The sequence below is a fragment of the Pseudooceanicola sp. NS-SX8 genome, assembly GCF_057380755.1.
Genome location: NZ_CM170819.1, coordinates 3,065,655 through 3,087,345, shown reverse-complemented (window position 1 = coordinate 3,087,345; position 21,691 = coordinate 3,065,655). Strand labels below are relative to the sequence as shown.

General features: G+C 63.9%; 24 protein-coding genes. 20 read left to right on the top strand and 4 right to left on the bottom strand.

The window, feature by feature from the left end; translation table 11 throughout:
- Positions 1–36: 36 nt before the first annotated feature.
- Positions 37–1,002 (top strand): NADP-dependent oxidoreductase, encoded by a 966-nt coding sequence (locus tag AC2IR1_RS14135; RefSeq protein WP_486472610.1) that lies wholly within the window; start codon positions 37–39, stop codon positions 1,000–1,002.
- Positions 1,003–1,229: 227 nt separating this feature from the next.
- Here AC2IR1_RS14135 and AC2IR1_RS14130 read toward each other — a convergent pair whose 3' ends face one another.
- Positions 1,230–1,862 carry a tyrosine-type recombinase/integrase gene (locus tag AC2IR1_RS14130; protein ID WP_486472609.1) on the bottom strand — a complete coding sequence of 211 codons (633 nt, stop codon included), beginning with the start codon at positions 1,860–1,862 and terminating at the stop codon, positions 1,230–1,232.
- Between the two features lie 221 nt (positions 1,863–2,083).
- Here AC2IR1_RS14130 and AC2IR1_RS14125 point away from each other — a divergent pair, with 221 nt between their 5' ends.
- Complete coding sequence (locus AC2IR1_RS14125) at positions 2,084–2,917, top strand: hypothetical protein (RefSeq protein ID WP_486472608.1); 834 nt, start codon at positions 2,084–2,086, stop codon at positions 2,915–2,917.
- Between the two features lie 55 nt (positions 2,918–2,972).
- Entirely contained in the window at positions 2,973–3,203 is a 231-nt protein-coding gene (locus AC2IR1_RS14120; protein WP_486472607.1) for a hypothetical protein, read from the top strand.
- A 282-nt stretch (positions 3,204–3,485) separates the two neighbouring features.
- On the opposite strand, the gene AC2IR1_RS14115 is transcribed toward AC2IR1_RS14120, so the two are convergent.
- Positions 3,486–4,388 (bottom strand): LysR family transcriptional regulator, encoded by a 903-nt coding sequence (locus AC2IR1_RS14115; protein ID WP_486472606.1) that lies wholly within the window; start codon positions 4,386–4,388, stop codon positions 3,486–3,488.
- Between the two features lie 164 nt (positions 4,389–4,552).
- Here AC2IR1_RS14115 and AC2IR1_RS14110 point away from each other — a divergent pair, with 164 nt between their 5' ends.
- Genes AC2IR1_RS14110 through AC2IR1_RS14085 form a run of 6 tightly spaced genes read left to right on the top strand, consistent with a single transcriptional unit; the run spans position 4,553 to position 11,949 of the window.
- On the top strand, positions 4,553–5,521 hold the full coding sequence (locus tag AC2IR1_RS14110; RefSeq protein WP_486472605.1) for an ABC transporter permease: 969 nt from the start codon (positions 4,553–4,555) through the stop codon (positions 5,519–5,521).
- Positions 5,518–6,417, top strand: coding sequence for an ABC transporter permease (locus tag AC2IR1_RS14105; protein ID WP_486472604.1), 900 nt, complete (start codon positions 5,518–5,520; stop codon positions 6,415–6,417). Before AC2IR1_RS14110 ends, AC2IR1_RS14105 begins: the two co-directional genes overlap by 4 nt.
- Positions 6,414–7,391: an ABC transporter ATP-binding protein gene (locus tag AC2IR1_RS14100; protein ID WP_486472603.1), complete on the top strand. Its 978-nt coding sequence runs from the start codon at positions 6,414–6,416 to the stop codon at positions 7,389–7,391. The genes AC2IR1_RS14105 and AC2IR1_RS14100 overlap by 4 nt, the downstream gene beginning before the upstream one ends.
- The gene (locus tag AC2IR1_RS14095) at positions 7,388–8,446 is read left to right on the top strand and encodes an ABC transporter ATP-binding protein (RefSeq protein ID WP_486472602.1); all 1,059 of its coding nucleotides are present in this window, start codon (positions 7,388–7,390) and stop codon (positions 8,444–8,446) included. The genes AC2IR1_RS14100 and AC2IR1_RS14095 overlap by 4 nt, the downstream gene beginning before the upstream one ends.
- Before the next feature lie 18 nt (positions 8,447–8,464).
- On the top strand, positions 8,465–10,039 hold the full coding sequence (locus AC2IR1_RS14090) for an ABC transporter substrate-binding protein (protein WP_486472601.1): 1,575 nt from the start codon (positions 8,465–8,467) through the stop codon (positions 10,037–10,039).
- Positions 10,039–11,949 carry a CocE/NonD family hydrolase gene (locus AC2IR1_RS14085; RefSeq protein WP_486472600.1) on the top strand — a complete coding sequence of 637 codons (1,911 nt, stop codon included), beginning with the start codon at positions 10,039–10,041 and terminating at the stop codon, positions 11,947–11,949. Before AC2IR1_RS14090 ends, AC2IR1_RS14085 begins: the two co-directional genes overlap by 1 nt.
- Before the next feature lie 401 nt (positions 11,950–12,350).
- On the opposite strand, the gene AC2IR1_RS14080 is transcribed toward AC2IR1_RS14085, so the two are convergent.
- The gene (locus tag AC2IR1_RS14080; protein WP_486472599.1) at positions 12,351–12,674 is read right to left on the bottom strand and encodes a hypothetical protein; all 324 of its coding nucleotides are present in this window, start codon (positions 12,672–12,674) and stop codon (positions 12,351–12,353) included.
- Positions 12,674–12,928, bottom strand: a complete 255-nt coding sequence (locus tag AC2IR1_RS14075) for a hypothetical protein (RefSeq protein ID WP_486472598.1) — start codon at positions 12,926–12,928, stop codon at positions 12,674–12,676. Before AC2IR1_RS14075 ends, AC2IR1_RS14080 begins: the two co-directional genes overlap by 1 nt.
- A gap of 678 nt (positions 12,929–13,606) precedes the next feature.
- Here AC2IR1_RS14075 and AC2IR1_RS14070 point away from each other — a divergent pair.
- The 11 genes from AC2IR1_RS14070 (at position 13,607) to AC2IR1_RS14020 (ending at position 21,612) form a co-directional block, all read left to right on the top strand.
- Positions 13,607–14,932 (top strand): tyrosine-type recombinase/integrase, encoded by a 1,326-nt coding sequence (locus AC2IR1_RS14070; RefSeq protein WP_486472597.1) that lies wholly within the window; start codon positions 13,607–13,609, stop codon positions 14,930–14,932.
- 118 nt (positions 14,933–15,050) lie between these two features.
- Positions 15,051–15,362 carry a helix-turn-helix transcriptional regulator gene (locus AC2IR1_RS14065; RefSeq protein ID WP_486472596.1) on the top strand — a complete coding sequence of 104 codons (312 nt, stop codon included), beginning with the start codon at positions 15,051–15,053 and terminating at the stop codon, positions 15,360–15,362.
- 136 nt (positions 15,363–15,498) lie between these two features.
- On the top strand, positions 15,499–16,743 hold the full coding sequence (locus AC2IR1_RS14060; protein WP_486472595.1) for a hypothetical protein: 1,245 nt from the start codon (positions 15,499–15,501) through the stop codon (positions 16,741–16,743).
- Complete coding sequence (locus AC2IR1_RS14055) at positions 16,736–17,146, top strand: hypothetical protein (RefSeq protein WP_486472594.1); 411 nt, start codon at positions 16,736–16,738, stop codon at positions 17,144–17,146. Before AC2IR1_RS14060 ends, AC2IR1_RS14055 begins: the two co-directional genes overlap by 8 nt.
- Positions 17,139–17,855, top strand: coding sequence for a hypothetical protein (locus tag AC2IR1_RS14050; protein WP_486472593.1), 717 nt, complete (start codon positions 17,139–17,141; stop codon positions 17,853–17,855). The genes AC2IR1_RS14055 and AC2IR1_RS14050 overlap by 8 nt, the downstream gene beginning before the upstream one ends.
- An 86-nt stretch (positions 17,856–17,941) precedes the next feature.
- The gene (locus AC2IR1_RS14045; protein WP_486472592.1) at positions 17,942–18,346 is read left to right on the top strand and encodes a hypothetical protein; all 405 of its coding nucleotides are present in this window, start codon (positions 17,942–17,944) and stop codon (positions 18,344–18,346) included.
- Entirely contained in the window at positions 18,346–18,927 is a 582-nt protein-coding gene (locus tag AC2IR1_RS14040) for a hypothetical protein (protein ID WP_486472591.1), read from the top strand. The genes AC2IR1_RS14045 and AC2IR1_RS14040 overlap by 1 nt, the downstream gene beginning before the upstream one ends.
- 400 nt (positions 18,928–19,327) lie before the next feature.
- Entirely contained in the window at positions 19,328–20,173 is an 846-nt protein-coding gene (locus tag AC2IR1_RS14035; RefSeq protein WP_486472590.1) for a hypothetical protein, read from the top strand.
- Positions 20,170–20,655, top strand: coding sequence for a hypothetical protein (locus tag AC2IR1_RS14030; RefSeq protein ID WP_486472589.1), 486 nt, complete (start codon positions 20,170–20,172; stop codon positions 20,653–20,655). The genes AC2IR1_RS14035 and AC2IR1_RS14030 overlap by 4 nt, the downstream gene beginning before the upstream one ends.
- A complete protein-coding gene (locus tag AC2IR1_RS14025) occupies positions 20,648–21,151 on the top strand; it encodes a hypothetical protein (protein ID WP_486472588.1) in 504 nt (167 codons plus the stop codon). Before AC2IR1_RS14030 ends, AC2IR1_RS14025 begins: the two co-directional genes overlap by 8 nt.
- Complete coding sequence (locus tag AC2IR1_RS14020) at positions 21,148–21,612, top strand: hypothetical protein (RefSeq protein ID WP_486472587.1); 465 nt, start codon at positions 21,148–21,150, stop codon at positions 21,610–21,612. The genes AC2IR1_RS14025 and AC2IR1_RS14020 overlap by 4 nt, the downstream gene beginning before the upstream one ends.
- Positions 21,613–21,691: the final 79 nt, after the last annotated feature.

The following is a 21,691-nucleotide window of genomic DNA, read 5'->3' as shown; positions in this document are numbered from 1 at the left end:
GGTCCGTTTAGAAGCATGACTCAAGAGGATCACATCATGAAAGCCCTTCTTACCCGCGAATACGGCACCCCCGACGTGCTCTCCGTCGAAGACATCGAACGTCCCGAAGCCGGTCCAGGCCAGCTTCAGATCAAGGTGAGGGCCGCCTCGGTGAACCCCGCCGACATGCGTCTTCTGACCGGAGAGCTGAGCGCCTTCCTGGACCTGCCCTTCCCCCATGTGATGGGTAACGACTTTGCCGGTACCGTCACGGCGGTTGGCGAGGGGGTCAGCGGCTATGCCGTGGGCGACGAAATCTTCGGCTACGCAAGCCCCCGGGTGATGCGGCCGATGGCGGGATCGCGCCCCTCGGTCGGCACCGGCTCCATGGCCGAATACATGGTGGTCGAGGCGGATACGCCGGTGATCGCGCGCCGTCCCGCGACAGTTGAACCCGCGAAGGCCGCTGCCGTGGCAACGACCGGGCTGACTGCGCTGGCCGCCGCCCGCGCAGGTCGCGCTGCGGCAGGCGAGAGGGTTCTGGTGATCGGGGCCTCTGGTGGCGTCGGCACCGCGCTGATCTCCCATCTCGCCTCGCTCGGGGTCGAAGTCGCGGCAACGGCCAAGCCGGGGGACCAGAGTACGCTGGCAGCCCTGGGGGCCAAGCAGTTCACCGGATATGACGCAGCGGGCTATCCGGTCGATCTGGATGCGATCTTCAACCTCGCCTTGCCGGGCCATGAACTCTCCGATGCAGCGGGTCACCTGCGCAGCGGCGGGCGCCTCGTGTCGATCACCATGCCGCCGCTACAGCCCGACATGATCTCCCGGCAGGACATCGAGGCGATCTTCGTGGCGGACACCGAAGGACAGATCGCCACCATGGAAGACGTGGCAAGCGTTCTGGAAGAGGGCAAGCTGACGCCCGTGATCGCTGCAACCTTCAGCCTGGAGGATGCTGCGGCTGCCTATGCCGCCTATGCCGGCAAGGGTACCGTCGGCAAGATCGTCGTTCTGCCCTGACGCGGCTCTGGTATTGTCGCTCCGCCTTCACCCGGCGGGGCGGCGATGCAAATGTGAACTGCGACTTTCCCGATGGACACCTGTGTCGCGGCGTGCTCTTGTCGCACCGCCAATGAGGGGCGACGCTGCGCAGTGCCACGAAGGTCCGGTATGGGGAAGCCGCGCTGCGGCAACTATGATCCGCGCCAATGACCGCTGAGGGCCGCCAGTGACGGCGGCCCGGTCCATTAGATTTCAACACTTTCGGAGATGGCAAGCGCGTCTTCTAGGTCCACGCCCAGATACCGGACCGTGCTGTCCATCTTGGTGTGTCCCAGAAGAAGCTGTACGGCGCGCAGGTTCCCCGTCTTCCGATAGATCTCCGCGACCTTCGTCCGGCGCATGGAGTGAGTTCCGTAGGATGTGGGGGCCAGGCCGATGGATGACACCCAATCCCGAACGAGACGAGCGTACTGCCGTGTCGAGATGTGCAGGCGCTCATGGAAACGGCCCGGCCAGAGAAATTCCGAGCCGACCATCAACGGCTCTTCCATCCAGCGCGACAGCGATTTCCGCGTTCCTTCCGTGATCTCAAACCTGACCGGCCGTAGAGTCTTGCTTTGAATGATCGATGCACGTTCCTTGACCTGGCCGGAAGCGTAGACGTCGACGACCTTTAGTTTCACCAAGTCGCAGCCACGGAGCTTGCTGTCGACGGCCAAGTTGAAGAGGGCAAGGTCGCGATGGTTCCCGGCGATCTCCAGGCGAACGCGGATGGCCCAGACATGTTTCGGCAAAAGTGGGCGTTTCTGACCGATCAGGCGCCCCTTGTTCCAGGCAGGGCGGCAAGCGCGGATGGCAGGTAAGTTGGCAGTAGGCATGTTCTGTCCTCCAACCTCCTCGCCCAGCCTCGACACCAACCTCATGTTGGTGACACAGTATACCACATCAAGCCAGCCCACCGCGAAGGTCTGCTTCGAGCCCAGAGCTGCCTTTTGGTTTACTCTCTCTTTGTTACCGCTTACCGTCTAATCCCATCCGTCTAAAGGCATATTGGGATTTTCCAATCGAGACTTTACAAGTTTTTGGTGAAGGAGAGCACATGACCGCAATAGCCATTTGGCGCAACGATGAAGTCGCAGAGAATCCATCCCTATGGGCCGTTGCAGATAGCAAAGTGTCTGGTAGCAGCGGGCAACAGCTTGTCGGGGATGCCGTGAAAGTCATGTCGCTCCCGATAATCTGCCGACGTCCCGATGCAGATGGATTTTTCAGCGATGCCTATTTCGTTCACACACTTGGTTACTGCTTCGCAGGCAGCACGCTTATGGGCCAGAATACCTATCTTGGTCTGTCAATGCTACTATCGAACCTCATGTCGACGACGTCTTACATTCCCTCGATCGAGGACATCGCCCGTCAGATTCTGGCATATCTAAAAGTCTCGTTCCGTGATTACAGCTCAATAGCAGCGGAACAATCTCTTTTTGAAACGGCTCTGTTTGGCTATTGCCACAGGACACGACGGTTGGAGATTTTCGTTTTCAGACCAAAGCTAGTTGAGGGCGTTTTCGAAGTCAGTATCGAAGCCTACCAAGACCTGCATACTTGTGACTTCGTATATCTTGGCGACTATAAAGAGACGCTTAGACAGGAAATTAGGGAAGCCTTTGCCGGTAAGGCTGTACCAGGTCGTCCGATTGCGCGCGCTCCGCGCTTTGTTATTCAAGATCATATAGCAAGCGATGAAAGCCCTACTATCGGCGGCGATCTGCAACTCGCAATAGCCGATAGATTTGGACTGAAACCGTGCGCACTCTGTAAGCCCTATGTTTTCGGGCAGCCAGCGGCATATTCTAGCTTTCTCGGCAGAGAGCAAACGAGCGATTTGACGTCTGTCGGCGAAGCGCAGGTGATGCTCGAAAGGATGGTATAAAAGCTAGTTCAGCGGCATCCGCAAAAGTCCGCTTCGTCCGCAGAACGCCGCCTGCATGATCCTTTCCCGCGTCTTTTTGGGGCCTTGGGGAGAGATGCAAATCAGCGGCAGAATCCTCCCTGCCGGTGAGGGGACCGGCGTCTCCATGCGCGGCAAATTGGAAAAAATCGCTATCGTGAAGAAGGTCGCCGAGCGTCGTAGTTGGGGCGGGGGGATTGGCGAGCTCAGATCCGCCGTCAGCAACTCGACGAAACGTCGTGCCGGGGGCAGCGGCTGCGGCGGCTGATGACGGGCATGGGGCGAGTGATCGTCGGATCGACCAGGGGCGCCGCCGCGACCTTGGGATTGCGGATGGCCTGGGCTCCCCGTTGAGGTTCGTGCAGGAGGTGATCGGCGCCGGCCGGATGATGCATGCCATGGGCTACCCCTGGCAGTAGGTGCCGGAGGAGGTCGGCGTCTTCGGGCACGTGGATGTGCCCGTGGCGCGAAAAGGCCTTCTATGGGGAGGTGCGCGCAAGGCCTTCAGGATCTGAGGGGAGCTTTCCGGGCTCCATGGCTTGCGCGGGGATCACCCTTCGGCCAGCAACTCCTTCAGGAAGCTGTTGGCGCAGGCAATGAAATTCTCGGCTGCCTGGCTCAACGGCATCTCGGCGTTGAAGGCGAAGGCGAAGCGGTCAGTCATGGCCGGCGAGATCGGCTTCTGCACCACCGGCAGGTGCGCGAAGTCGCGCGCCATCAGCCCGTTGACGATGGTCAGGCCCAGCCCCTCGGCCACGAGGGAGCAGGCGGACATCACCGAGTGCGCCTCGATCCGCACCGAGGGGCTTTGGCCGGCAGTCCAGAAGGCCGCGTCGAGATCGCGACGCGGCGCGCGCATCCGTCCCAGAAGGATCAGGGGTTCGCCGTTCAGGTCCTCCATCTTCACCTCGTCCTGCGACGCGAGGGGATGTCCCTCTGGCATGACGCAGACGCTGCGCGCGGAGATCGTCGGCAGGATCGTGAGCCCCGCGCGCTGGATCGGAATGCGCAGGAAGCCAAGCTCGGCCCGGTCGTCCTGCAGCATCCGCTCAATGGAATCATAGGGGCCCGTGTGCAGTTCGACCTGCACGCGGTCGTTTTCGGCCAGAAAGCGGCTGAGGATGCGCGGCATGATCGACAGGGTCATGCTGGCAGGCACCGCGACGCGCAGGCGCAGGGCAGGGGAGTTCCCCCGCCGGAGTTCCCGCGCGTGATGCTGGAGACGCTGGCCACGGTCCACCATGCCGAAGATCTGCCCTTGCAGGGCGCGGCACTCCCGCGTGGGCACCAGTCGTCCTCGGTCGCGCACGAAGAGGTCCAGGTTGAGCTCCGACTCCAGCTGTCCAATGCGGCGTGAGACGGCAGACTGGGTTATCCCCAGGTCCGCTGCCGCCGCCAGGGTCGAGCCCTTTTCCAGGACGACGCGGAAGGTTTCGAGAAGATTGAGCTGCATCAGAGGGTCCGTGATGGGTATGCGAGTCTCGCATATAAATTGGCCAATTTCTCATAATATTGCATAGATGCGAATCTTCTCTCAAGCTCTTCCGAAAACAGGGACACAGCAAAGCAAGCCATGCCTAAGAACATGACAGACCAATCGGACCGGGGCGGCGCCCGATGACGGTTTTCATCCTCCGCCGGGTGCTTCAGGCCATTCTGGTCCTGATCGTCACCTCTCTCGTCGTCTTTCTCGGTGTCTATGCCATTGGCGACCCGCTGGAGATCCTGCTGCCCGCCGATGCCTCCATGGCCGAGCGCGCACAGGTTGCGGCCTCGCTGCACCTCGATGACCCTCTGCCGCTGCAATACTGGAACTTCGTCACCTCGGCGCTGCAGGGCGATTTCGGGCGCAGCTTCGTTTACAACCGGCCCGCGCTGGACGTGATCTTCGAGCGGCTGCCCGCGACGCTGGAGCTGGTGACGACCTCCCTGATCCTGTCGCTGATCCTCGGCATCCCGCTGGGCCTGATCGCGGGTGTGAAGCCGGGCAGCGCGACGGATGAGACGATCATGACCGGTTCGATCCTCGGCTTCTCGCTGCCGAACTTCTGGCAGGGCATGATGCTGATCATGATCTTCGCCGTCTGGCTGGGATGGTTGCCTTCGACCGGGCGGGGCGAGACAGGTCAGATCCTGGGCATTCGCACGAGCTATGCCACCTGGGACGGCTTCATCCACCTGTTGCTGCCCGCCACGAACCTGGCGCTGGCGCAGATCGCCCTGGTGATCCGCCTGACACGGACGGGCGTGCAGGAAACCATGCCGCTGGACTTCGTGAAATACGCCCGCGCCCGCGGCATCAGCGAGCGGCGGATCCTCTTCGTGCATGTGCTCAAGACCATCCTGATCCCCATCGTCACCGTGCTGGGGATCGAGTTCGGCAGCCTCATCGCCTTCGCCGTGGTGACCGAGACGATCTTTGCCTGGCCCGGTGTCGGCAAGCTGATCATCGACAGCATCAACATGCTCGATCGGCCCATCGTCGTCGCCTACATCCTGGTGATCGTCGCGATGTTCATCGTCATCAACCTGATCGTCGACGTGCTCTATTCGCTGCTCGATCCCCGCATCCGGAGCCGCGCATGATGACCACGATCTCCCTCCTCAAGGGCGAAAGCATGGCGGCGCGCATCCTGCGTGGCCTGCTGTCCAGCCCCAAGGCGACCCTCGCCGCGGTTGTCTGCCTGATCCTCGTCTTCTCTGCCATCTTCGCGCCGCTGATCGCGCCGCAGAACCCCTACGACCTGAACGAGATCGACTTCTTCGACGCCAAGCTGCCGCCGATGAGCGAAGGCTATTCGGGCATGACCTATATCCTCGGCACGGACGGGCAGGGGCGGGACATGTTCTCGGCCATGCTCTATGGCTTGCGCACCTCGCTGGCGGTCGGCGTCACCTCGGGTCTGCTGGCGATGCTGGTCGGGACCTCTCTTGGCCTGATCGCGGCCTATCGTGGCGGGTTCCTCGACAGTTTCATCATGCGCTTTGTCGACCTGATGCTGGGCTTCCCGACGATCCTCGTGGCGCTGATGGTGCTGGTGGTCTTCGGTCAGGGCGTCGGCAAGGTGATCCTGGCGCTGGTCTTCGTGCAATGGGCCTATTTCGCCCGTGCGGTGCGCGCGACCGCGCTGGTCGAATCCGGCAAGGAATACGCCGAGGCGGCGCGCTGTCTGGGCATCCCCGCCTGGCGCATCATGGGCGGGCACATCCTGCCCAACTGCCTGCCGCCGCTGATCGTCATCGGCACCATCCAGGTGGCCAGTGCCATCGCTGCCGAGGCGACGCTTTCGTTCCTCGGGATCGGCCTGCCGATCACCCAGCCCTCCCTGGGGCTGCTGATCTCCAACGGCTACCAGGTGATGCTGGCCGGGCTCTACTGGATGTCGGTCTACCCGGGGCTCTTGCTGCTGGTGCTGGTCTTCTCGGTCAACATCGTCGGCGACCGTCTGCGTGAAATCCTGAACCCGAGGCTGGCCCAATGAGTGATCCCCTTCTGGAAGTGCGCGGGCTGCGCACCTGGTTCGAGACGCCGAAAGGCACCGTGAAGGCCGTCGATGGCGTGGACCTGACCCTGCAACGGGGCGAGATCCTGGGGCTGGTCGGTGAAAGTGGTTCGGGCAAGTCCATCACCGGCTTCTCCCTGCTGGGGCTGGTGGATCCGCCGGGCCGTGTGGTCGAGGGCGACATCCGTTTCCTGGGCGAGGACCTGCGCACTGCCAGCCCGCGCCGGTTGCGCGACCTGCGGGGCAACCGTATCGCGATGATCTTCCAGGATCCGATGATGACGCTGAACCCGGTCCTGCGCATCGGCACCCAGATGATCGAGACGGTCCGCGCCCATGCCAGGGTCAGCAAGGCCGAGGCCCGCGCCATGGCCCGTGATGCCCTTGGCCAGGTCGGGATCCCGCACCCCGATGAACGCATCGACGCCTATCCGCACGAGTTCTCGGGCGGTATGCGGCAGCGGGTGGCCATCGCCATCGCCCTGCTGCACAAGCCCGACCTGATCATTGCGGATGAACCCACCACCGCGCTGGACGTGACGATCCAGAGCCAGATCCTGTCGGAGGTGCAGACCCTGACGCGGGAGATGGGCATGGGGCTGATCTGGATCAGCCATGACCTTGGCGTCGTGGGGCAACTCGCCAGCAAGGTGGCCGTCATGTACGCGGGCCGCATCGTCGAGCGCGGCAGCGTCGACGAGGTGCTGGATGCGCCGCGCCATCCCTATACCCGGGGCCTGATCGACAGCCTGCCGATGGAGAATGACCGGGGTCAGCCGCTGCGCCAGATCCCGGGCAATGCGCCGCCGCCGCTTGGCCGCCCCGAGGGCTGCCCCTTCCGCCCCCGCTGCGCCCGCGCGACCGAGGCCTGTCTTGCCGAACCGGCCGAGACCGAGGCGCAGGGTCGTGGCTGGCGCTGTTTCCACCCGCTTGAAGAGGAGGTCATGGCATGACTGCGCCCACTCCGATGATCGAGGTGGCCGGTGTCACCAAGCATTTCCGCCGCAAGACCGATCTGGCCGAACGGCTGGCCAGGCGCGTCGGCCTGGCCGAGGAGCCGCCGACCGTCCATGCGCTGGATGACGTCTCCCTGCAGATTGATGAGGGGGAGGTTGTGGGCCTGGTGGGCGAGTCGGGCTGCGGCAAGTCCACCCTGGGCCGCGTCGTGGCGGGCATGCTGCCCGTGACCGCCGGCCATGTCGCACGCAACGGCCGCGACATCGCGGGGCTGAAGGGGGCGGAGGCGCGTGCCATGCGGCTGGCCACGCAGATCATCTTCCAGGATCCGATGTCCTCGCTCAACCCGCGCAAGAAGGTCATCGACATCATCGGCGAGGCGCCCCGGTTGCACGGGCTGGTGAAACGTGGCGAGGTTCGCGCCGAGGTCGAGCGGCTGATGGGCCTGGTCGGTCTGGATCCGGCCATGGCCAATCGTTACCCGCACCAGTTTTCAGGTGGCCAGCGGCAACGCATCGGCATTGCCCGCGCGCTTGCGGTGAACCCGGATTTCCTGATCTGCGATGAAAGCATCGCGGCGCTGGATGTCTCGATCCAGGCGCAGGTCATCAACCTGCTGGTGCGCCTGCGCGAGGAACTGTCGCTGACGCTGCTGTTCATCAGCCATGACCTGTCGGTGGTGCGCTACATCTCGGACCGGGTCGTCATCATGTACCTGGGCCGGGTGGTGGAGACAGCCCCCACCGACCGCATCTTCGACGCGGCGCGCCATCCTTACACCCAGGCCCTGCTGGAGGAGATCCCCCGGATCGACCGGCGCGGCCATCGTTTCTCCTCGGTGAAAGGGGAAATCCCCTCGCCGGTGAACCCGCCGAAGGGGTGCCATTTCCACCCCCGATGCCCCCTTGCCATGGACAGATGCCGGACGGAACGCCCGGTGCTGACCCAGGCCAACCCCGGCCATTCCGTTGCCTGCCATCTTGATGGCGGCACCGGGCGGCCGCTTTCCCAAGCCGGCGTCACGACCGGCGAGACCCTCGAAAACGACTGACCAACAAGGAGCCAACCCATGCGCCTGACCAAGACCGCCGCCCTCGCGGCCCTTCTGTCCACCACCTGGCTGATGCCCGCCTGGGCCGCCGATCTGACCATCGGTCGCGCCTCCGAGCAAAGCTCGATCGACCCGCAGTTCTCGCGGACCGGCAACAACCAGATGACCTCCACCATGTTCTTCGATCGCCTGGTGGCCTTCGACGAGAACCTGCAGGTTTCCCCCGGCCTGGCCGAAAGCTGGGAAATCGAGGATGACACCACCTGGCTGCTGCATCTGCGGCCCGGGGTCACGTTCCACGACGGGTCGGCCTTCACCGCCGCCGACGTGGTCTATTCGCTGGAGCGCGCCGACGAGGTGCCGAATTCGCCCGCGCCCTACACCGACATGGTGTCGTCCCTGGCCACGGTGGAAGCCGTGGATGACCTGACCGTCCGCATCACCACCAACGTGCCGAACCCGGCGCTGATGGAGGACATCGGGCGTGTCTTCATCATCTCGAAGGCCGCCGCAGAGGGAAAGGCGAGCGAGGACTTCTCCTCCCCCGCCACCGCAGTCGGCACCGGACCCTATGTGCTGGAGGAGTGGAAGCCGGGCGAGACCCTGACCATGCACGCCAACGAAGGCTACTGGGGCACCGTGCCGGAATTCGACGAGGTCGAGATCCGCTACATTTCCAACGACGCGGCCCGCGTGGCGGCCCTGCTGTCGGGCGCGGTTGACGTGATTGACGCCGTGCCGCCGCAGGACGTGGCACGCCTGGAAGACACCGAGGGCATGCATGTCTTCTCGGCCCCCTCGGGCCGGGTGATCTACCTGGGTCTGTCGATGCGGTTCGACCAGGCGCCGGCGGTGACCGACCTTGACGGCAACCCGCTGCCCGGGAACCCCTTCAAGGATGCGCGCGTCCGGAAGGCGATCTCCCTCATGATCGACCGGGAACTGATCGTGGATCGCATCCTTGGCGGTTCGGGCGTGCCCGCGGGCCAGCTGGTGCCCGACGCCCTTGGCGGCCACAACCCCGATGTGCCGGCCGACAAGCCGGACGTGGCCAGGGCCAAGGAACTGCTTGCCGAGGCAGGCTATCCCGATGGCTTCGGCCTGACGCTCTACAGCTCGAACGACCGCTTCCCCGGCGATGCGGACCTGGTGCAGGCCCTGGGGCAGATGCTGTCGCGCGGCGGGCTGAAGGTGAACGGTGTCGAGGCGCTGCCCTACTCGGTCTATTCCAAGGCGGCTTCGGCGGGTGACTACGGTGCCTTCGTCTTCTCCCTGGGCTCCTCCACGCCGACCTCGGCGCCCAACCTGCAGTCGCTGCTGCACACCTACGACAAGGAGGCCGGCAAGGGCGCCTTCAACCGGGTGCGCTTCTCCTCTCCCGAGTTTGACGCGGCGCTGGACGATGCCCTGCAGGAGTTCGACCCCGAGACCCGGATCGCGAAGCTTGAAAGCGCCACCAAGCTGGTCTTCGACGAGACGCCGATCGTGCCGCTCTACTGGCAGAAGGTCCATTGGGGCCTGCGCGACGGCCTGACCATCGAGGCCGGTCTGTCCGAACAGACCCTGCCGCAAAACGTGACCTCTGACGAGTAATGACGACCATGACCACCCCCAATGACACCCTGCTTGAAACAGCTTCCCTGACGCCGGCCGAGCCGGTTGCGCCGGGGGTGGTCGTGCATCGCAACGTGATGGTTGCGATGCGGGACGGCGTGCACCTTGCCACCGATGTCTATCGCCCGGCAGGGGCCGGTGGCGGCGCGGATCCCGCGCCCCGTCCGGTGATCTTTGAACGGACGCCCTATGACAAGGCGGGCACGCCGCGGACCGAGCTGTCCGTGGCGCGCCCCACCTCCTACAGTCGCCCCGAGCTGGCCATCAAGCTGGTCGCCGAAGGCTACGTGGTGATCTGGCAGGATTGCCGGGGGCGCTACGACAGCGAGGGCAGCTTTACCAAGTACCTGAACGAGGCCGAGGACGGCTACGACAGCATGGTCTGGATCGCGGGCCAGGATTTCGGCAACGGCCGCGTCGGCACCATGGGGCTGAGCTATGACGCCCATGTGCAGATGGCCATGGCCTGTCTGAACCCGCCGGGGCTGACCTGCATGGCCGTCGATTCCGGCGGCTTCTCCAATGCCTTCACCTGCGGTATCCGCCAGGGGGGCGCGCTGGAGATGAAACAGGCCACATGGGCCTACAACCGCGCCATGGAGGCCCCTCTGGCCGTGGCAGATCCCGCCGTTCTGGGCGCCATCGAGGCCGAGGATCTGGCCGGATGGATGACCCGCACGCCCTGGACGAAGGGGCGGTCCCCGGTGCGTTGGGACCCGGATTACGAAGACTACCTGCTGGACCAGTGGCAGCACGGGACCTTCGACGACTTCTGGAAGAAGACGGGCATCTGGGCGGCGGGCTATTATCACGATTTCCCGAAGATCCCGATCATCTTCATGTCCAGCTGGTATGACGCCTATGTCCAGACCACGCTTGAAAATTATAGCGGGTTGAAGGGCGCCGCCGCGCGGCCGTTGACCCTGATCATGGGCCCCTGGACCCATGGCAACCGGTCGCGCCGGATCTTCGGCGATGTGGATTTCGGCCCCGAAGCGGTCTTTGACGGCCAGGTCGACGAGGACTGGCTGGCCTTCCGGGTGAAGTTCTTCGCGCGCTGGCTGAAGGGCGAGGACCAGGCGGAGAGGCTCCGTGACGAGCGGGTGCACCTCTTCGTCATGGGCGGCGGCTCTGGCCGCAAGACCCCGGAAGGACACCTTGACCATGGCGGCCACTGGATCGAGACCTCCGACTGGCCGATCCCCGAGGCCGAACCCCTGACCCTTTATCCGGCGCCGGACATGTCGCTGTCGGCGACCCCGGCGACGGGCGAGATGGGCTATGCCTACGATCCCGCCAACCCGGTGCCGACCATCGGCGGTTCGCTGACCTCGGGTGAGCCGATCTTCGAGGGCGGGGCCTTTGACCAGACCGAGGACGCGCGCTTCTTCGGCTGCAGCAATCCCGGGATGCCGTTGATCGCCCGGCGTGACGTGCTGTCCTTCCAGACGGGGCCGCTGGCCGAGGACCTGCTGGTGGCCGGTCCGGTGACGATCCGGCTCAAGGTCTCGACCGATGCGCCCGATACCGACTTCACCGCGAAGCTGGTCGATGTCTATCCGCCCTCGCAGGACTACCCGCGCGGCTATGCGATGAACGTGACCGATGGGATCTTCCGGGTGCGCTATCGCAAGGGCTATGACCGCCCCGAGCTGGTCGATCCCGACGAGGGGGCGTTCGAGATCGCCATCACGCCCTTCGCCACGGTGAACCTGTTCAAGGCCGGCCACCGGTTGCGCCTGGATGTCTCCTCGTCGAATTTCCCCAAGTACGACATCAACTTCAACACCGGAGAGCCCGAGGGGACTGCGCGCGGCAGCCGCGTCGCGCACAACACCGTTCATCTGGGCGAGGGCACGGCAGTGGAGCTTCAGGTCCTGAGAAGGTGATTGGCCTGCCCTGTGTAGCCCGGGGGGGCGCAAGGACAGCGCATGCTGGCGAGCCGGGGCCGCGGGGCGAGGACGGTCTGTTGCGGCCATTGGGCGGCGCGCCTTTCGCCAAGGTGCGCTTTCCCAGGGTGGCCGCTTGAGGCATTGCGCAGCATGGCCTTGCAGGCGGAGGTCAGCGGTGCGGACAAAGCGCCATTTCGCTGCGGCTGCGCCAATGGCTGCTTTCGGGAAGCGCAGCATCAAGTTGCCGGCTGGCATCCTGATCCGAAGTTGAGACACGCGCATAACCGAATTTCATGCAGGTATTTTGCAACAGGGTTTTGCGACAGCCAGCCCCTTGAAATCATTCACCCACAGAAAGCGTTGTAAAGCCGTTCCGTTCTAAGGCAGCCTTACCACTCTTATCCTTTCCTCCAATTTTTTTGCAATTTCATTATCTCAATCTCAGAGTCAGACTTAATTGAGAAGTAAACAGTTTCTTCAGGCGATGTTCCAAGTGCTTCGCATCCAAAGTCATCGTTTCTAACGACCACTTCGAGGTTTTCATCTTTGAAGATGATCTGGTAATCGGAAGCAAATGTAGACGCTTCTACGACTGGCATCCCCAAAAAACCGAAAAGTTCTAGCAAGCCCCTCTCGCGCTCAATATCTTCTAAAATATATGGAAAATACCCCACACCATTGTCGTCTGGATCAAGAGGTGCTGCTAACGTAATTTCTGGCATTATTCGCTGACCAGATAGAAGGGAGAGCGTGCGAAAGCTGCACTAGGGTTTTCGCAAACCATGAAGTTGACTGGAGCGCCGCCGCCTTGCCGTTGTGCATTTTCATACATTCTTTGCAGGCCAAGAGATTGAATGTGGGCAAAGTCGAGCGTGTCAATATCGCGGTCGAACAGCTCGCGCACATCGGCGCGTATGTCAGCAAGTGCGTTGGTGGCGTACAAGCAAACGACGAAGAAAGCACAGAAAATACGCATGGAACGGTTTCCAAATCAAATCACCCAAGAGTTTTCACAAAATGGTCTCTCAAACAACCGGACATTCGAACTTGGCGCAGCATCGGTAACTATGGGCTCGAAGCCGACCTTAGTTGCGAAGGTTCTGGAGGTGGGCTCAGGGCGCGAAAGCGCCAGGGCACCTCGGACTGGATTGCGCGCGCCCGGCGTCCGCGACCTGCGCACTGCCAACCTTGGATCGCCGGAAAACGCTGCGCCGAGGACCGAGCGTTGGCTTCGCGGGGAAGGTCACTTGTCTGGGGCGCAAGCTCGGCGTGCTGGCGATCGCAAGTGTGATTGGTGAAGGTCCTGAGCGCCCGCGCATCCGGGCGTGACCTGTTCTTGAAGGTGCTGGCGTGGTGTCCCGTGGGCCGCGTTCCGTGTGGGGCGGATTTCGCCCCAAGCCATTCAGGATTCACGACAAGTTTGGAGGACGTGGAGCGGGTAGCGGGCGCCAATATGGGATTTCTGTCGATTTCTATCTGTATCGAAGGCCGCTAACCGTCAAGAGTTCTTTGGATTTTTTGAAACACCCCCTTGCAGTCGATTGCGTCCTGTATCAAGTTTTTTGGCTAGCGGGATGGCGGGCTTGGAATGCGGGGAAAGTTATATTCCGGGTTCGCGCGCCACTCGTAAGGGGTGAGGTGCTTGGAGGGCGATATGCCGAAGAGAGCGAAGGAGTTGGGGCCGCTGGACATCAAGCGCGCGGCCCACAGTGGAGACCGTGACCGGAATGAATGGCATGCGGTCGGCGGCGTTTCCGGCCTGCTGCTACAGATCACGCCAGGCGGTGCAAAATCCTGGCTGCTGAGGACCATGATCGGCGGCCAGCGCCGAAGTGTCGGCCTCGGGCCATATCCGGAAATCTCGCTCGCAGCGGCCAGGGACAAGGCACGAGAGGCCAAGGCGCTGATCGAGCAGGGGGGCGACCCTATAGAGGAGAAAAGGGCGGCCCGCGCCGCCCTGGCGGCGGCCCGTGCGCGCCATCTGACGTTCGGGGAAGCCGCTGATCGGTGGATCACGGCAAAGCTGGCGGACCGCCCGGGGAAGTCGCAGAAGGCCGTGAGGTCCACGTTGACGCGGTACGCGTTCCCCGAAATCGGCGCCATGGGAGTTCAGGATGTAACCGCCCAAGACGTTCTACGCGTCCTGCAACCCGTGTGGTCCGCTAAGCCTGATACCGCCCAGAAGCTGCGGACCTACCTCGAGGGGATCATGGCGTGGGCGACCGTTGCGGGGCATCGCATGGGCGATAACCCGGCGGTCTGGCGTGGTAATTTGAAAGAGCTTCTTCCTGCTCCTGCTGTTGCTGCCAAAGCCAAGTCCGGCAACTTCCCAGCGGTTCCGGTTAACCAGCTTGCGGGCTGGTGGTCCGAGCTGTCTGGTCGCGAAGGCATGGGAGCGTTGGCCCTGCGCTTCGCGGCTCTATGCGCGAGCCGGTCGGGCGAAGTTCGCGGCGCGACATGGGATGAAATCGACCTCAAGGCAGGAACATGGGTTATCCCGGGTGCCCGGATGAAGGCCGGTTCTGAGCATCGGGTCGCGCTGTCGACTGCGGCTATCGAACTGCTCAAAGGGGTGCCGAGGATGGCCGATGTTCCTTATGTCTTCCCGTCCGTAACCGGAAAGCAGATGTCCGACATGACGATCAGCGCCGTCATGCGCAGGATGCAGGGGGATGCCGAGGAAGCCGCCAAAGCTGTCGGCGAAGACCCAGAAAAGGCGGGCTGGCGTGATGCACGCTCTGGCCGTCCGGCTGTCCCGCACGGCTTACGGTCGAGCTTCCGCGATTGGTGTGCCGAGCGTGGTGTGGATCGCGATCTGGCCGAACTTAGTTTGGCACACGTCGTCGGGAACAAGGTTGAGCGAGCGTATCGCCGCTCGGACATGTTCGAGCGACGCCGGGCATTGATGATCGCATGGAGCGATTTCCTGCACGGCGAGGACGCTGGTGTTGTTGTCGCGTTTCCTGCTGTCGGCGGGTGATTGGAGAGAATTGAATATCTTCGTATAGAGGGGTTGCAATCGGCTACCTTTCGCTTACCTTTCTAGGTATCGGACAAAGCCCCAATCCGAATAGTTGCCTCCGCAAAGTGCCGAGCTGTTGATTGAAGAAATAGGGGTCTTCGACAACGCGCTGCTTCTGAAGCAGCACCAGCACAAGGGGGCGATCATGCCCAATATTTCCGTTGCGCCCAGTGGCGCACAAATGTCCCAGCCGGGGCGTTTCTATCTCACCGACAAACAGGTCGCTGAACGTTTTGGTGTTACTCGCGTCACGGTGTGGCGCTGGCGTAAGGCTGATCCAGAGTTCCCGGACCCGATCCAGCTCTCGCCCGGCTGCGTGCGTTTCAAGCTCGCGGATCTTGAGGCCTGGGAAGCCGCGAAGGCAGGTGTGGGCGAGGCGAAAGCATGACCTTGGAAGTGAAAAACCCCGGCGCGGGTGTCACCGCGACCGGGGCTGGAATGGACGGATCCACCAAAATCCTTGGCTCCGACATTACCTCCATCACGACCGTCGGACAAGCGCTGTGTGGCCGGGAGGTACGGGAATGAGCGATCAGAACTTCAACGGGTTCAGGTGGCTGAAATCGGTCAGACGCACTATCGCTGGACGCCGCTCGCCGATGCGCGACCTGGACTTCCTCGGGTGCGCTCTTGCCTTCGAGTTGATGCAGAAAGATGGTCGCTTCTTCCTCCCATATGAGGTGCTTGCTGAAGGGGCCGGATGCTCTCGGTCAAGCGCGGCAAACATCTTATCGAGGATGAAGCAGGCAGGCGTTATACGCCAGGCGGACAAGCCGATCAAACGCAAGCGCAACCGCGAGCCTGGGCGCCTGTCACCGACCTATCAGGCTGTCATCGTTGCCGAGCAAGCCTCTGGTATTTCGTCCACCAAGATGGACGAAATGGAGAGGGGGATTTCGTCCAAATCTCAAGACGAAATTACTTCGCCGCCGGAAAGCGATTTAGTCCACGCTGGTGGACTAGTTTCGTCCACGGAGCTGGACCCCATATACTGTACGACCCTTGAACGGGGCGGGAGCGCCCTGGGGCGCGCTTCCGCCTCTTCTCCAGACGCGGTTTCTGGGTCTGAGGATTTTCTTGTCGTGGCCGACGATATCGACAGGGCCGAAAGCGCGACGGATCGTGGGGGCTGGGCACAGGGGCACGAAGCCCCTGTTCCCATCCCCGGTACGGAACCTGATCCGGACCCAGTTTCTGAACTTGCACAAGCTCTCGGTGATCAGGATTTGGCGCGCGAAATCATGCGTGGCGCGATCATGGGCCTGTCCGGATACGATGTCGCATACGCCCAATCTTGTGCGCGTCTTCTGCGCCGGATCATTCGAGATCAGCGCATGGGCTGGGACGACCTGCGGGCGTACGTCATCGCCATTGTGAAGGCCAACGGTGACGATGGCGAGAAGGCTGTTGCGAAGGCCAAGGCCCTCATGGGCGATATAGACCGCAATGTCGGCGTGGCGGCGGAAGACCTCGTAAGCCTGCACGATGGTCTCGATTGTCACGAGGTGGCCGAGGCAATCCTGACAGGGATCAGCGACGGCGACCACGCCGCGCTTAAATGGACAGCCGCCACCATTCTCGATGCGATCCAGTGCGGTGAACCAGGAACGGCCAGCGCTTCATTTCAGCGTCATGTCGATGTGCTGACCGCACTTGTTGGCGCAGATGGCGCGGCGACGTTCATGGCGGCGGTCGTGAATGCAAAGGCGGCTCGATCTCGGACCGAGCCGAAATTCACTCTGGCAGATGGAGCGGGTCAGCATGGCTGAGGTCATCAAATTTCCTGAAACTGCAATCGCTGACCCGGACCGGCGGCTTCCGGTCTGGCAGCACATGGGCGATGGCCCATCGGCGGAGATTATCGCCTCGGGTGAGGCGCTCGTGCGCTGGTTCCGCTTCGACCCGCGTGACGCAGCTATCCTCGGCTGCGCGATCCGAAACCGCGCCGAGGCGGCTGCCTGGTGGCGAGCGCACCTGGCAGAGGTTCGGGCGCATATGCGGGCACGGCATATGTCTGCCGAGCAGATCGAGCGTGTCACCAAGGCCTACACTGGCCTAGTGAAAGCCGAAGTTGCGATCTTCCGGGAAGCAACGCTGAGCGCCGACGAACTGCGCCGGGCGGGATGTTTGGCGGCGATCCACGACCGCAAGCAGGTGGGCGACGATGCCTGACCGCGACGACAGCGGCGTGGACCGGCCCGGCGATGGCCGGGGCCGGGCCGAGCTACCTGGGTCGCACGCGATCCCAGCGCATGATCGCGTGGATCCGTCTGGTCACCGCGAAAAGGCCGTCGATGACCCCGAGTTCCTCCCCATGGGTGATCCCGATGGCGAGTGGCGGAAGCCGGACCGCTGGCTGCACGCAGCCTTCGGGGGCGATCAGCGGCCCGCGCAGGACGTGCTTTGCAGGGCTGACGCCGCCGAGATCTTGGACCACTGGTTCGCGGCGGCTGAGTGGTGCTTGATGGCCATGGAGCCTGGCGTCCGCGCGATGGGCCGCCGCATGGAAGAGGCCGGGGAAGCGATCCTTCGCGGAGACAAGGACGCCGAAGGCCGCGCGGTGCCCCTCGGGCGTATCATGGGCCTTCAGCCGCCAGCGGGAACCACGGCAACAGCTCGGATCGCCCTGCGCCGCCGTGACCAGCTCCTTCGGGGTGCGCGTGCTGCGGTGCCGGAATGGGCGAAGGCGACTGACCGACAGGCGGCATCAGCCATCATCAAAGCATTCGAGCGGTATGCGGCTGGGGCTTGGACAGCCGATCAGTACCGCGAGACCCGCCCGCCTTTGGCTCCGGCCTCGTTCTGGTGGCAAATCCTCCGCCTGAAGCTGAACAAACCGATGCCCGGCATTGATCGGCTGGAGGACATCCTCGGGGCCTGACTGGATGGTCCGGAATTTGCTGCGCCAGCGAATTCCGGGCCTTTTGATCCATGATCTGCGGAAAGCGAAATGGAGGCTTTCCGACGATGACGACCAAGCTTGAATTTGATCCCAGCCGTCTGCTGGTGCTGGACCGCAAGCGGCGCGAGGCACGCGCCCTGCAGCGTGCAGCCTCGGACGAGTATCAGGCTACCCGCGAGAAACGCGAGGACGCCCAGGGGCGTGCTGCCATGGCACGCCGCAAGGCCGAGGAAACGCGGGGCGAAGGCCATGCCTCTGGCCTCGCCATGGCTGAGACGGTCGAGGCTGAAGTCGGCAAGTTGTCCGAGCAGATGGCATCGAAACAGCGCGAAATTGACGCCCTTGGCGTATCCGCAGGTCGGGCGAATACGCTGTTCCGGACCTGCCTCGCTTTCGCCGTCGAGCATGACCTTGCCGTACCGGATCTTCTGGCCGACGAGGCCGCAAAGGTTCGTGGGGGGATCATCTGATGGGTTTCCTCGACAAACTCCGCTCCTCCCGGTCCGCCGTCAGCGATGCCTTTGGGGAAATTGACCTATTGCGCGAGCAGGTGGCCGAGGCCAAGGCCGAGCTGCGCCGGATCGAGAGTGCCCCCCAGCCTGTTGCAGAGGCGTTGGCCGCGTTCGATGCGTGGGCCGAACGCCAAGCGACCAGCGCCGTTGACCGCCTGCGTCCTGGCCGCCTCCTGGAACCGGCCGCCGCGCCTTCCGGTTTGCTCCTTCCTCACGTCGTGACACGGGTCGGCGACGAGCTGATCGGCAACCACAGTGACGTTTCCGACATGCTGCTCGGCCTCATTCTGGCCTCGTCGATGCCCACCTTCCGGGAAGTCGTAGCAGGCCAGCTCGAAGACCTCTTGGCGGGCCGGGAGGCGCTGACCACCGACCAGCGCACCGCCCGCATGGCCGAGGCCGAGGCCGCGCTGCTTTCCCTGGAGTTGGCCGAAGAGGCCGCTATTCGTGCGCTTGAGGCCACTGGCGTGGCCGTGGAGCGCCGCGCCGACGCCGACCCGCGCGCGGTGCTGGCGGCAGACGCATCGCTGCCCGGGTGAAGGAAATTGCCGCCAGTCCTTTCCATTTCCGCTGGCGGTAGGCAGCGGGCGATTGGCGGTTTCGCCCGCCGTCACAACACCCCCGTGCGGCCCTTGGCGGGCCGCACGGGGGTGCTTTGGGGGCAAGGGGGGGACCCGTAGGGACCGTTCAGCGCCCGCTAGGGGGCGGCGCAGAAGCGGCCCGATTTTTCGCCGTTTCCCAGACCATGAAATTCGCGGTGCGGTGGCGAAAGTCCACGGCCAGCCGAACCACCCCAACATCCTGATCAGCAATCGAAAGGCCGAAAATTGGTTGAGAAAAAATCGCCCTCCAAAACGTCGTTTCCCCCCGCTGTGGTGAGGCTCCTGCGCCGTGCCAGCGAACAGCTCCGCCCCCAAACCGAGCAGAAGGAAGACAAAAATGAACACGAAGCTTGATGACTCCAGCGAGGCAGTCCAGCGCCGCTCGAGGAAGGTGGCCGACCTGATGGGCGCGGTCCCAGCCACCGCCCCGACCGCCGAGCGCGATGCCGCCCGCCGCCGGGCGACCGAGCAGGTCGAGGCCGCGGAACTCGCCGAAGCACAGGCCGCCGCCGCTAAGGCCGAGGCGGCCGCCGAACGTGGCCGGATCGCCGCCATCGTCTCTGCGGGCACTGACCTGAACCGCCCACGGCAAGCGTTGCGCCTGGCGCTCATGGGACCAGTCGATGCCGCTCAGGCGCGAACCATCCTGTCGCACCTTGCGCTTGATCAGGATGCTGACGCAGCCGCCCTGTCGCTTCCGGGGGCGGCGTCGTTCGGTGATCAAGCTGCACGGGCCGAACGTGAACGCCTCTCGGCCATCTTCGGCCATCCATCTGCCGAAGGGCGATTTCGTGCTGCGTGCGCTCTGGCCCTCCAAGGCGATTTCGTTCCGGCCGAGGCGGTCGCCGGGCTTCTCGCTGGCCTCCCGAGGGAAGCCGCTGCGCCGCGCATCCGGACCCTGGACGACCTGATCGCCGAGGAGGAAATGATGGCGTCATTCGGCGATGGTGGAGAAGACGGGGGCCACGCATCGAAATCCGAGCGGTCCGCCGCAACCTGGTCTGCCGCCGTCGCTAAGGCCAACGCCGGACTGGGCGCAGGCGCCGTGTCGGCGTCTGGCAAGGTGCAAGCGGACGCAGATCGCGAGCCGATTTCTTTCGCTGACGATGCCAATTTCGGATCACGGCAAGCGGCTGAAGCGGCGATCAGCGAGGCGCGCACCAAAGCCAGAGGTGGGCTTTGACTGCGATCCCGACCGACGAAATCGCCACCTCCGATGCAGCTAAGCTGATGGGTATTTCGGACGCGATGTTCCGCAAGTTGGCCTCGAATGGCCATGTCGTTCGTCACCGCCGGGGCTTCACCACGGTAAGCGGCGCCATCCAGGGTTACGCAGCCTTCCTGCGGGAAGGCGCGGAGCGCGCCGACGCGAACGCACCCCAGGTGCGCAGCCACCAGGCCAAAGCCGAGAAGGTCCGGCGGGCTACGGCCCGGCGCCGGGCCGCCTTGATCGAGCGGGTCGAAGTCGAGCAGCTGGTCGATCAGATCACCGCCGAAGCCATCGCCCGGCTTCGGGCGGTCGATGTCATCGGACACGTAGACGGTCAGACGGCCCGGGTCTTCGCGTCGGAGGTAGAGGCCGCCTGCCAGAGGATCGAAGCGGCCCGGGTAAAGGTGATCGCTGGCCTGCGTGGCGAGGATGTGGGGGAAGACGATGATGACTGACCGCCAGCAGGTTTTCATCCCCATCGCCACCCTTCGGCGGGTCTGCGGCGCGGAAAACGGCGAGATTGAGGGCCTTGTCCGTGCTCGCCTGATCGCAGTTAGGGACGGCCAAGTCAGCTTGGTCGCCGGTGTCCGGGCGTTCCTCGACCACCTGCGCGCCTCGGCCCGCGATGCCTCTCTGACCGCCGCCCAAAATGAGGCGCGCGCGGCTCGCGCCGAGGCCGCTGAACTCGACCTGTTGCTGGATGAACGCAGCCTGATCCCGGACCACGACGCCGACGACGCCATAGCCGCGATCACGGGCGCGATCCTCCGCGAATTCCACTCGGTCCCGGCCCGCACCACGAGGGACATGACCGCTCGCCGCGTCATCGATGGTGCACTTCATGAGGCTCAGACCCAGCTCGCCAGGGCATTCACCACCGGCCAGCCCGCCAAGCCCGCGACGGGCCGGAAGGCCCGTGCTGGGTTGCGCCGGAAGGGGGCCACCTCATGACGGGCTCCGGTATCAACTTCAGCACGCCGCCTGCGCCGGGCACCACGCTGGCCCAAGGCGGCCAGACCATCACCGTCACCAGGATCGCCCCGTATGAGCGCCGGGACGGGAGCCCGAGCTTTCTAATCGAGTGGCGCGGTGCCGATGGGCGGCTTGGCGTCAGCGGCTTGCGGGCGAAAAGCGTCCGGTGGGGCCAATCCTTGGACGAGGCCCTCCGCTGGTCGGTAGAGGGCCGCGCAGGGCAAGCCTCGCACGGCGATGAGGTGGGCATCCCGGCCAACCGGAAGCCCCGCCCGGCGAAGCCGCCGGAGCCGCCGAAAGTACGGCTAGGTCTTCGGATCGACGCCGAAACCGCCGACCGGCTACGGGCGCAGGCCGACATGTCCGCCTTCGCCGAACGCGCGATCCGCGCCGCCCTCGACCGGCTCGGGGCCAAGGCCCAGGACGGGGACGGTGCATGATGGGGCACGGTCCGCGCATTGACTTCCTCCGGCCTCCGCGCCTCGGCACGGTGGTCTCATTCCGCTCCGGCGCGTCCCT

Excerpts from the sequence above, each read along its gene's own strand:
- AC2IR1_RS14135 (WP_486472610.1), top strand. The coding sequence starts at position 37 with ATGAAAGCCCTTCTTACCCGCGAATACGGCACCCCCGACGTGCTCTCC.
- AC2IR1_RS14130 (WP_486472609.1), bottom strand. The coding sequence starts at position 1,862 with ATGCCTACTGCCAACTTACCTGCCATCCGCGCTTGCCGCCCTGCCTGG.
- AC2IR1_RS14125 (WP_486472608.1), top strand. The coding sequence starts at position 2,084 with ATGACCGCAATAGCCATTTGGCGCAACGATGAAGTCGCAGAGAATCCA.
- AC2IR1_RS14120 (WP_486472607.1), top strand. The coding sequence starts at position 2,973 with ATGATCCTTTCCCGCGTCTTTTTGGGGCCTTGGGGAGAGATGCAAATC.
- AC2IR1_RS14115 (WP_486472606.1), bottom strand. The coding sequence starts at position 4,388 with ATGCAGCTCAATCTTCTCGAAACCTTCCGCGTCGTCCTGGAAAAGGGC.
- AC2IR1_RS14110 (WP_486472605.1), top strand. The coding sequence starts at position 4,553 with ATGACGGTTTTCATCCTCCGCCGGGTGCTTCAGGCCATTCTGGTCCTG.
- AC2IR1_RS14105 (WP_486472604.1), top strand. The coding sequence starts at position 5,518 with ATGATGACCACGATCTCCCTCCTCAAGGGCGAAAGCATGGCGGCGCGC.
- AC2IR1_RS14100 (WP_486472603.1), top strand. The coding sequence starts at position 6,414 with ATGAGTGATCCCCTTCTGGAAGTGCGCGGGCTGCGCACCTGGTTCGAG.
- AC2IR1_RS14095 (WP_486472602.1), top strand. The coding sequence starts at position 7,388 with ATGACTGCGCCCACTCCGATGATCGAGGTGGCCGGTGTCACCAAGCAT.
- AC2IR1_RS14090 (WP_486472601.1), top strand. The coding sequence starts at position 8,465 with ATGCGCCTGACCAAGACCGCCGCCCTCGCGGCCCTTCTGTCCACCACC.
- AC2IR1_RS14085 (WP_486472600.1), top strand. The coding sequence starts at position 10,039 with ATGACGACCATGACCACCCCCAATGACACCCTGCTTGAAACAGCTTCC.
- AC2IR1_RS14080 (WP_486472599.1), bottom strand. The coding sequence starts at position 12,674 with ATGCCAGAAATTACGTTAGCAGCACCTCTTGATCCAGACGACAATGGT.
- AC2IR1_RS14075 (WP_486472598.1), bottom strand. The coding sequence starts at position 12,928 with ATGCGTATTTTCTGTGCTTTCTTCGTCGTTTGCTTGTACGCCACCAAC.
- AC2IR1_RS14070 (WP_486472597.1), top strand. The coding sequence starts at position 13,607 with ATGCCGAAGAGAGCGAAGGAGTTGGGGCCGCTGGACATCAAGCGCGCG.
- AC2IR1_RS14060 (WP_486472595.1), top strand. The coding sequence starts at position 15,499 with ATGAGCGATCAGAACTTCAACGGGTTCAGGTGGCTGAAATCGGTCAGA.
- AC2IR1_RS14055 (WP_486472594.1), top strand. The coding sequence starts at position 16,736 with ATGGCTGAGGTCATCAAATTTCCTGAAACTGCAATCGCTGACCCGGAC.
- AC2IR1_RS14050 (WP_486472593.1), top strand. The coding sequence starts at position 17,139 with ATGCCTGACCGCGACGACAGCGGCGTGGACCGGCCCGGCGATGGCCGG.
- AC2IR1_RS14045 (WP_486472592.1), top strand. The coding sequence starts at position 17,942 with ATGACGACCAAGCTTGAATTTGATCCCAGCCGTCTGCTGGTGCTGGAC.
- AC2IR1_RS14040 (WP_486472591.1), top strand. The coding sequence starts at position 18,346 with ATGGGTTTCCTCGACAAACTCCGCTCCTCCCGGTCCGCCGTCAGCGAT.
- AC2IR1_RS14035 (WP_486472590.1), top strand. The coding sequence starts at position 19,328 with ATGAACACGAAGCTTGATGACTCCAGCGAGGCAGTCCAGCGCCGCTCG.
- AC2IR1_RS14025 (WP_486472588.1), top strand. The coding sequence starts at position 20,648 with ATGACTGACCGCCAGCAGGTTTTCATCCCCATCGCCACCCTTCGGCGG.
- AC2IR1_RS14020 (WP_486472587.1), top strand. The coding sequence starts at position 21,148 with ATGACGGGCTCCGGTATCAACTTCAGCACGCCGCCTGCGCCGGGCACC.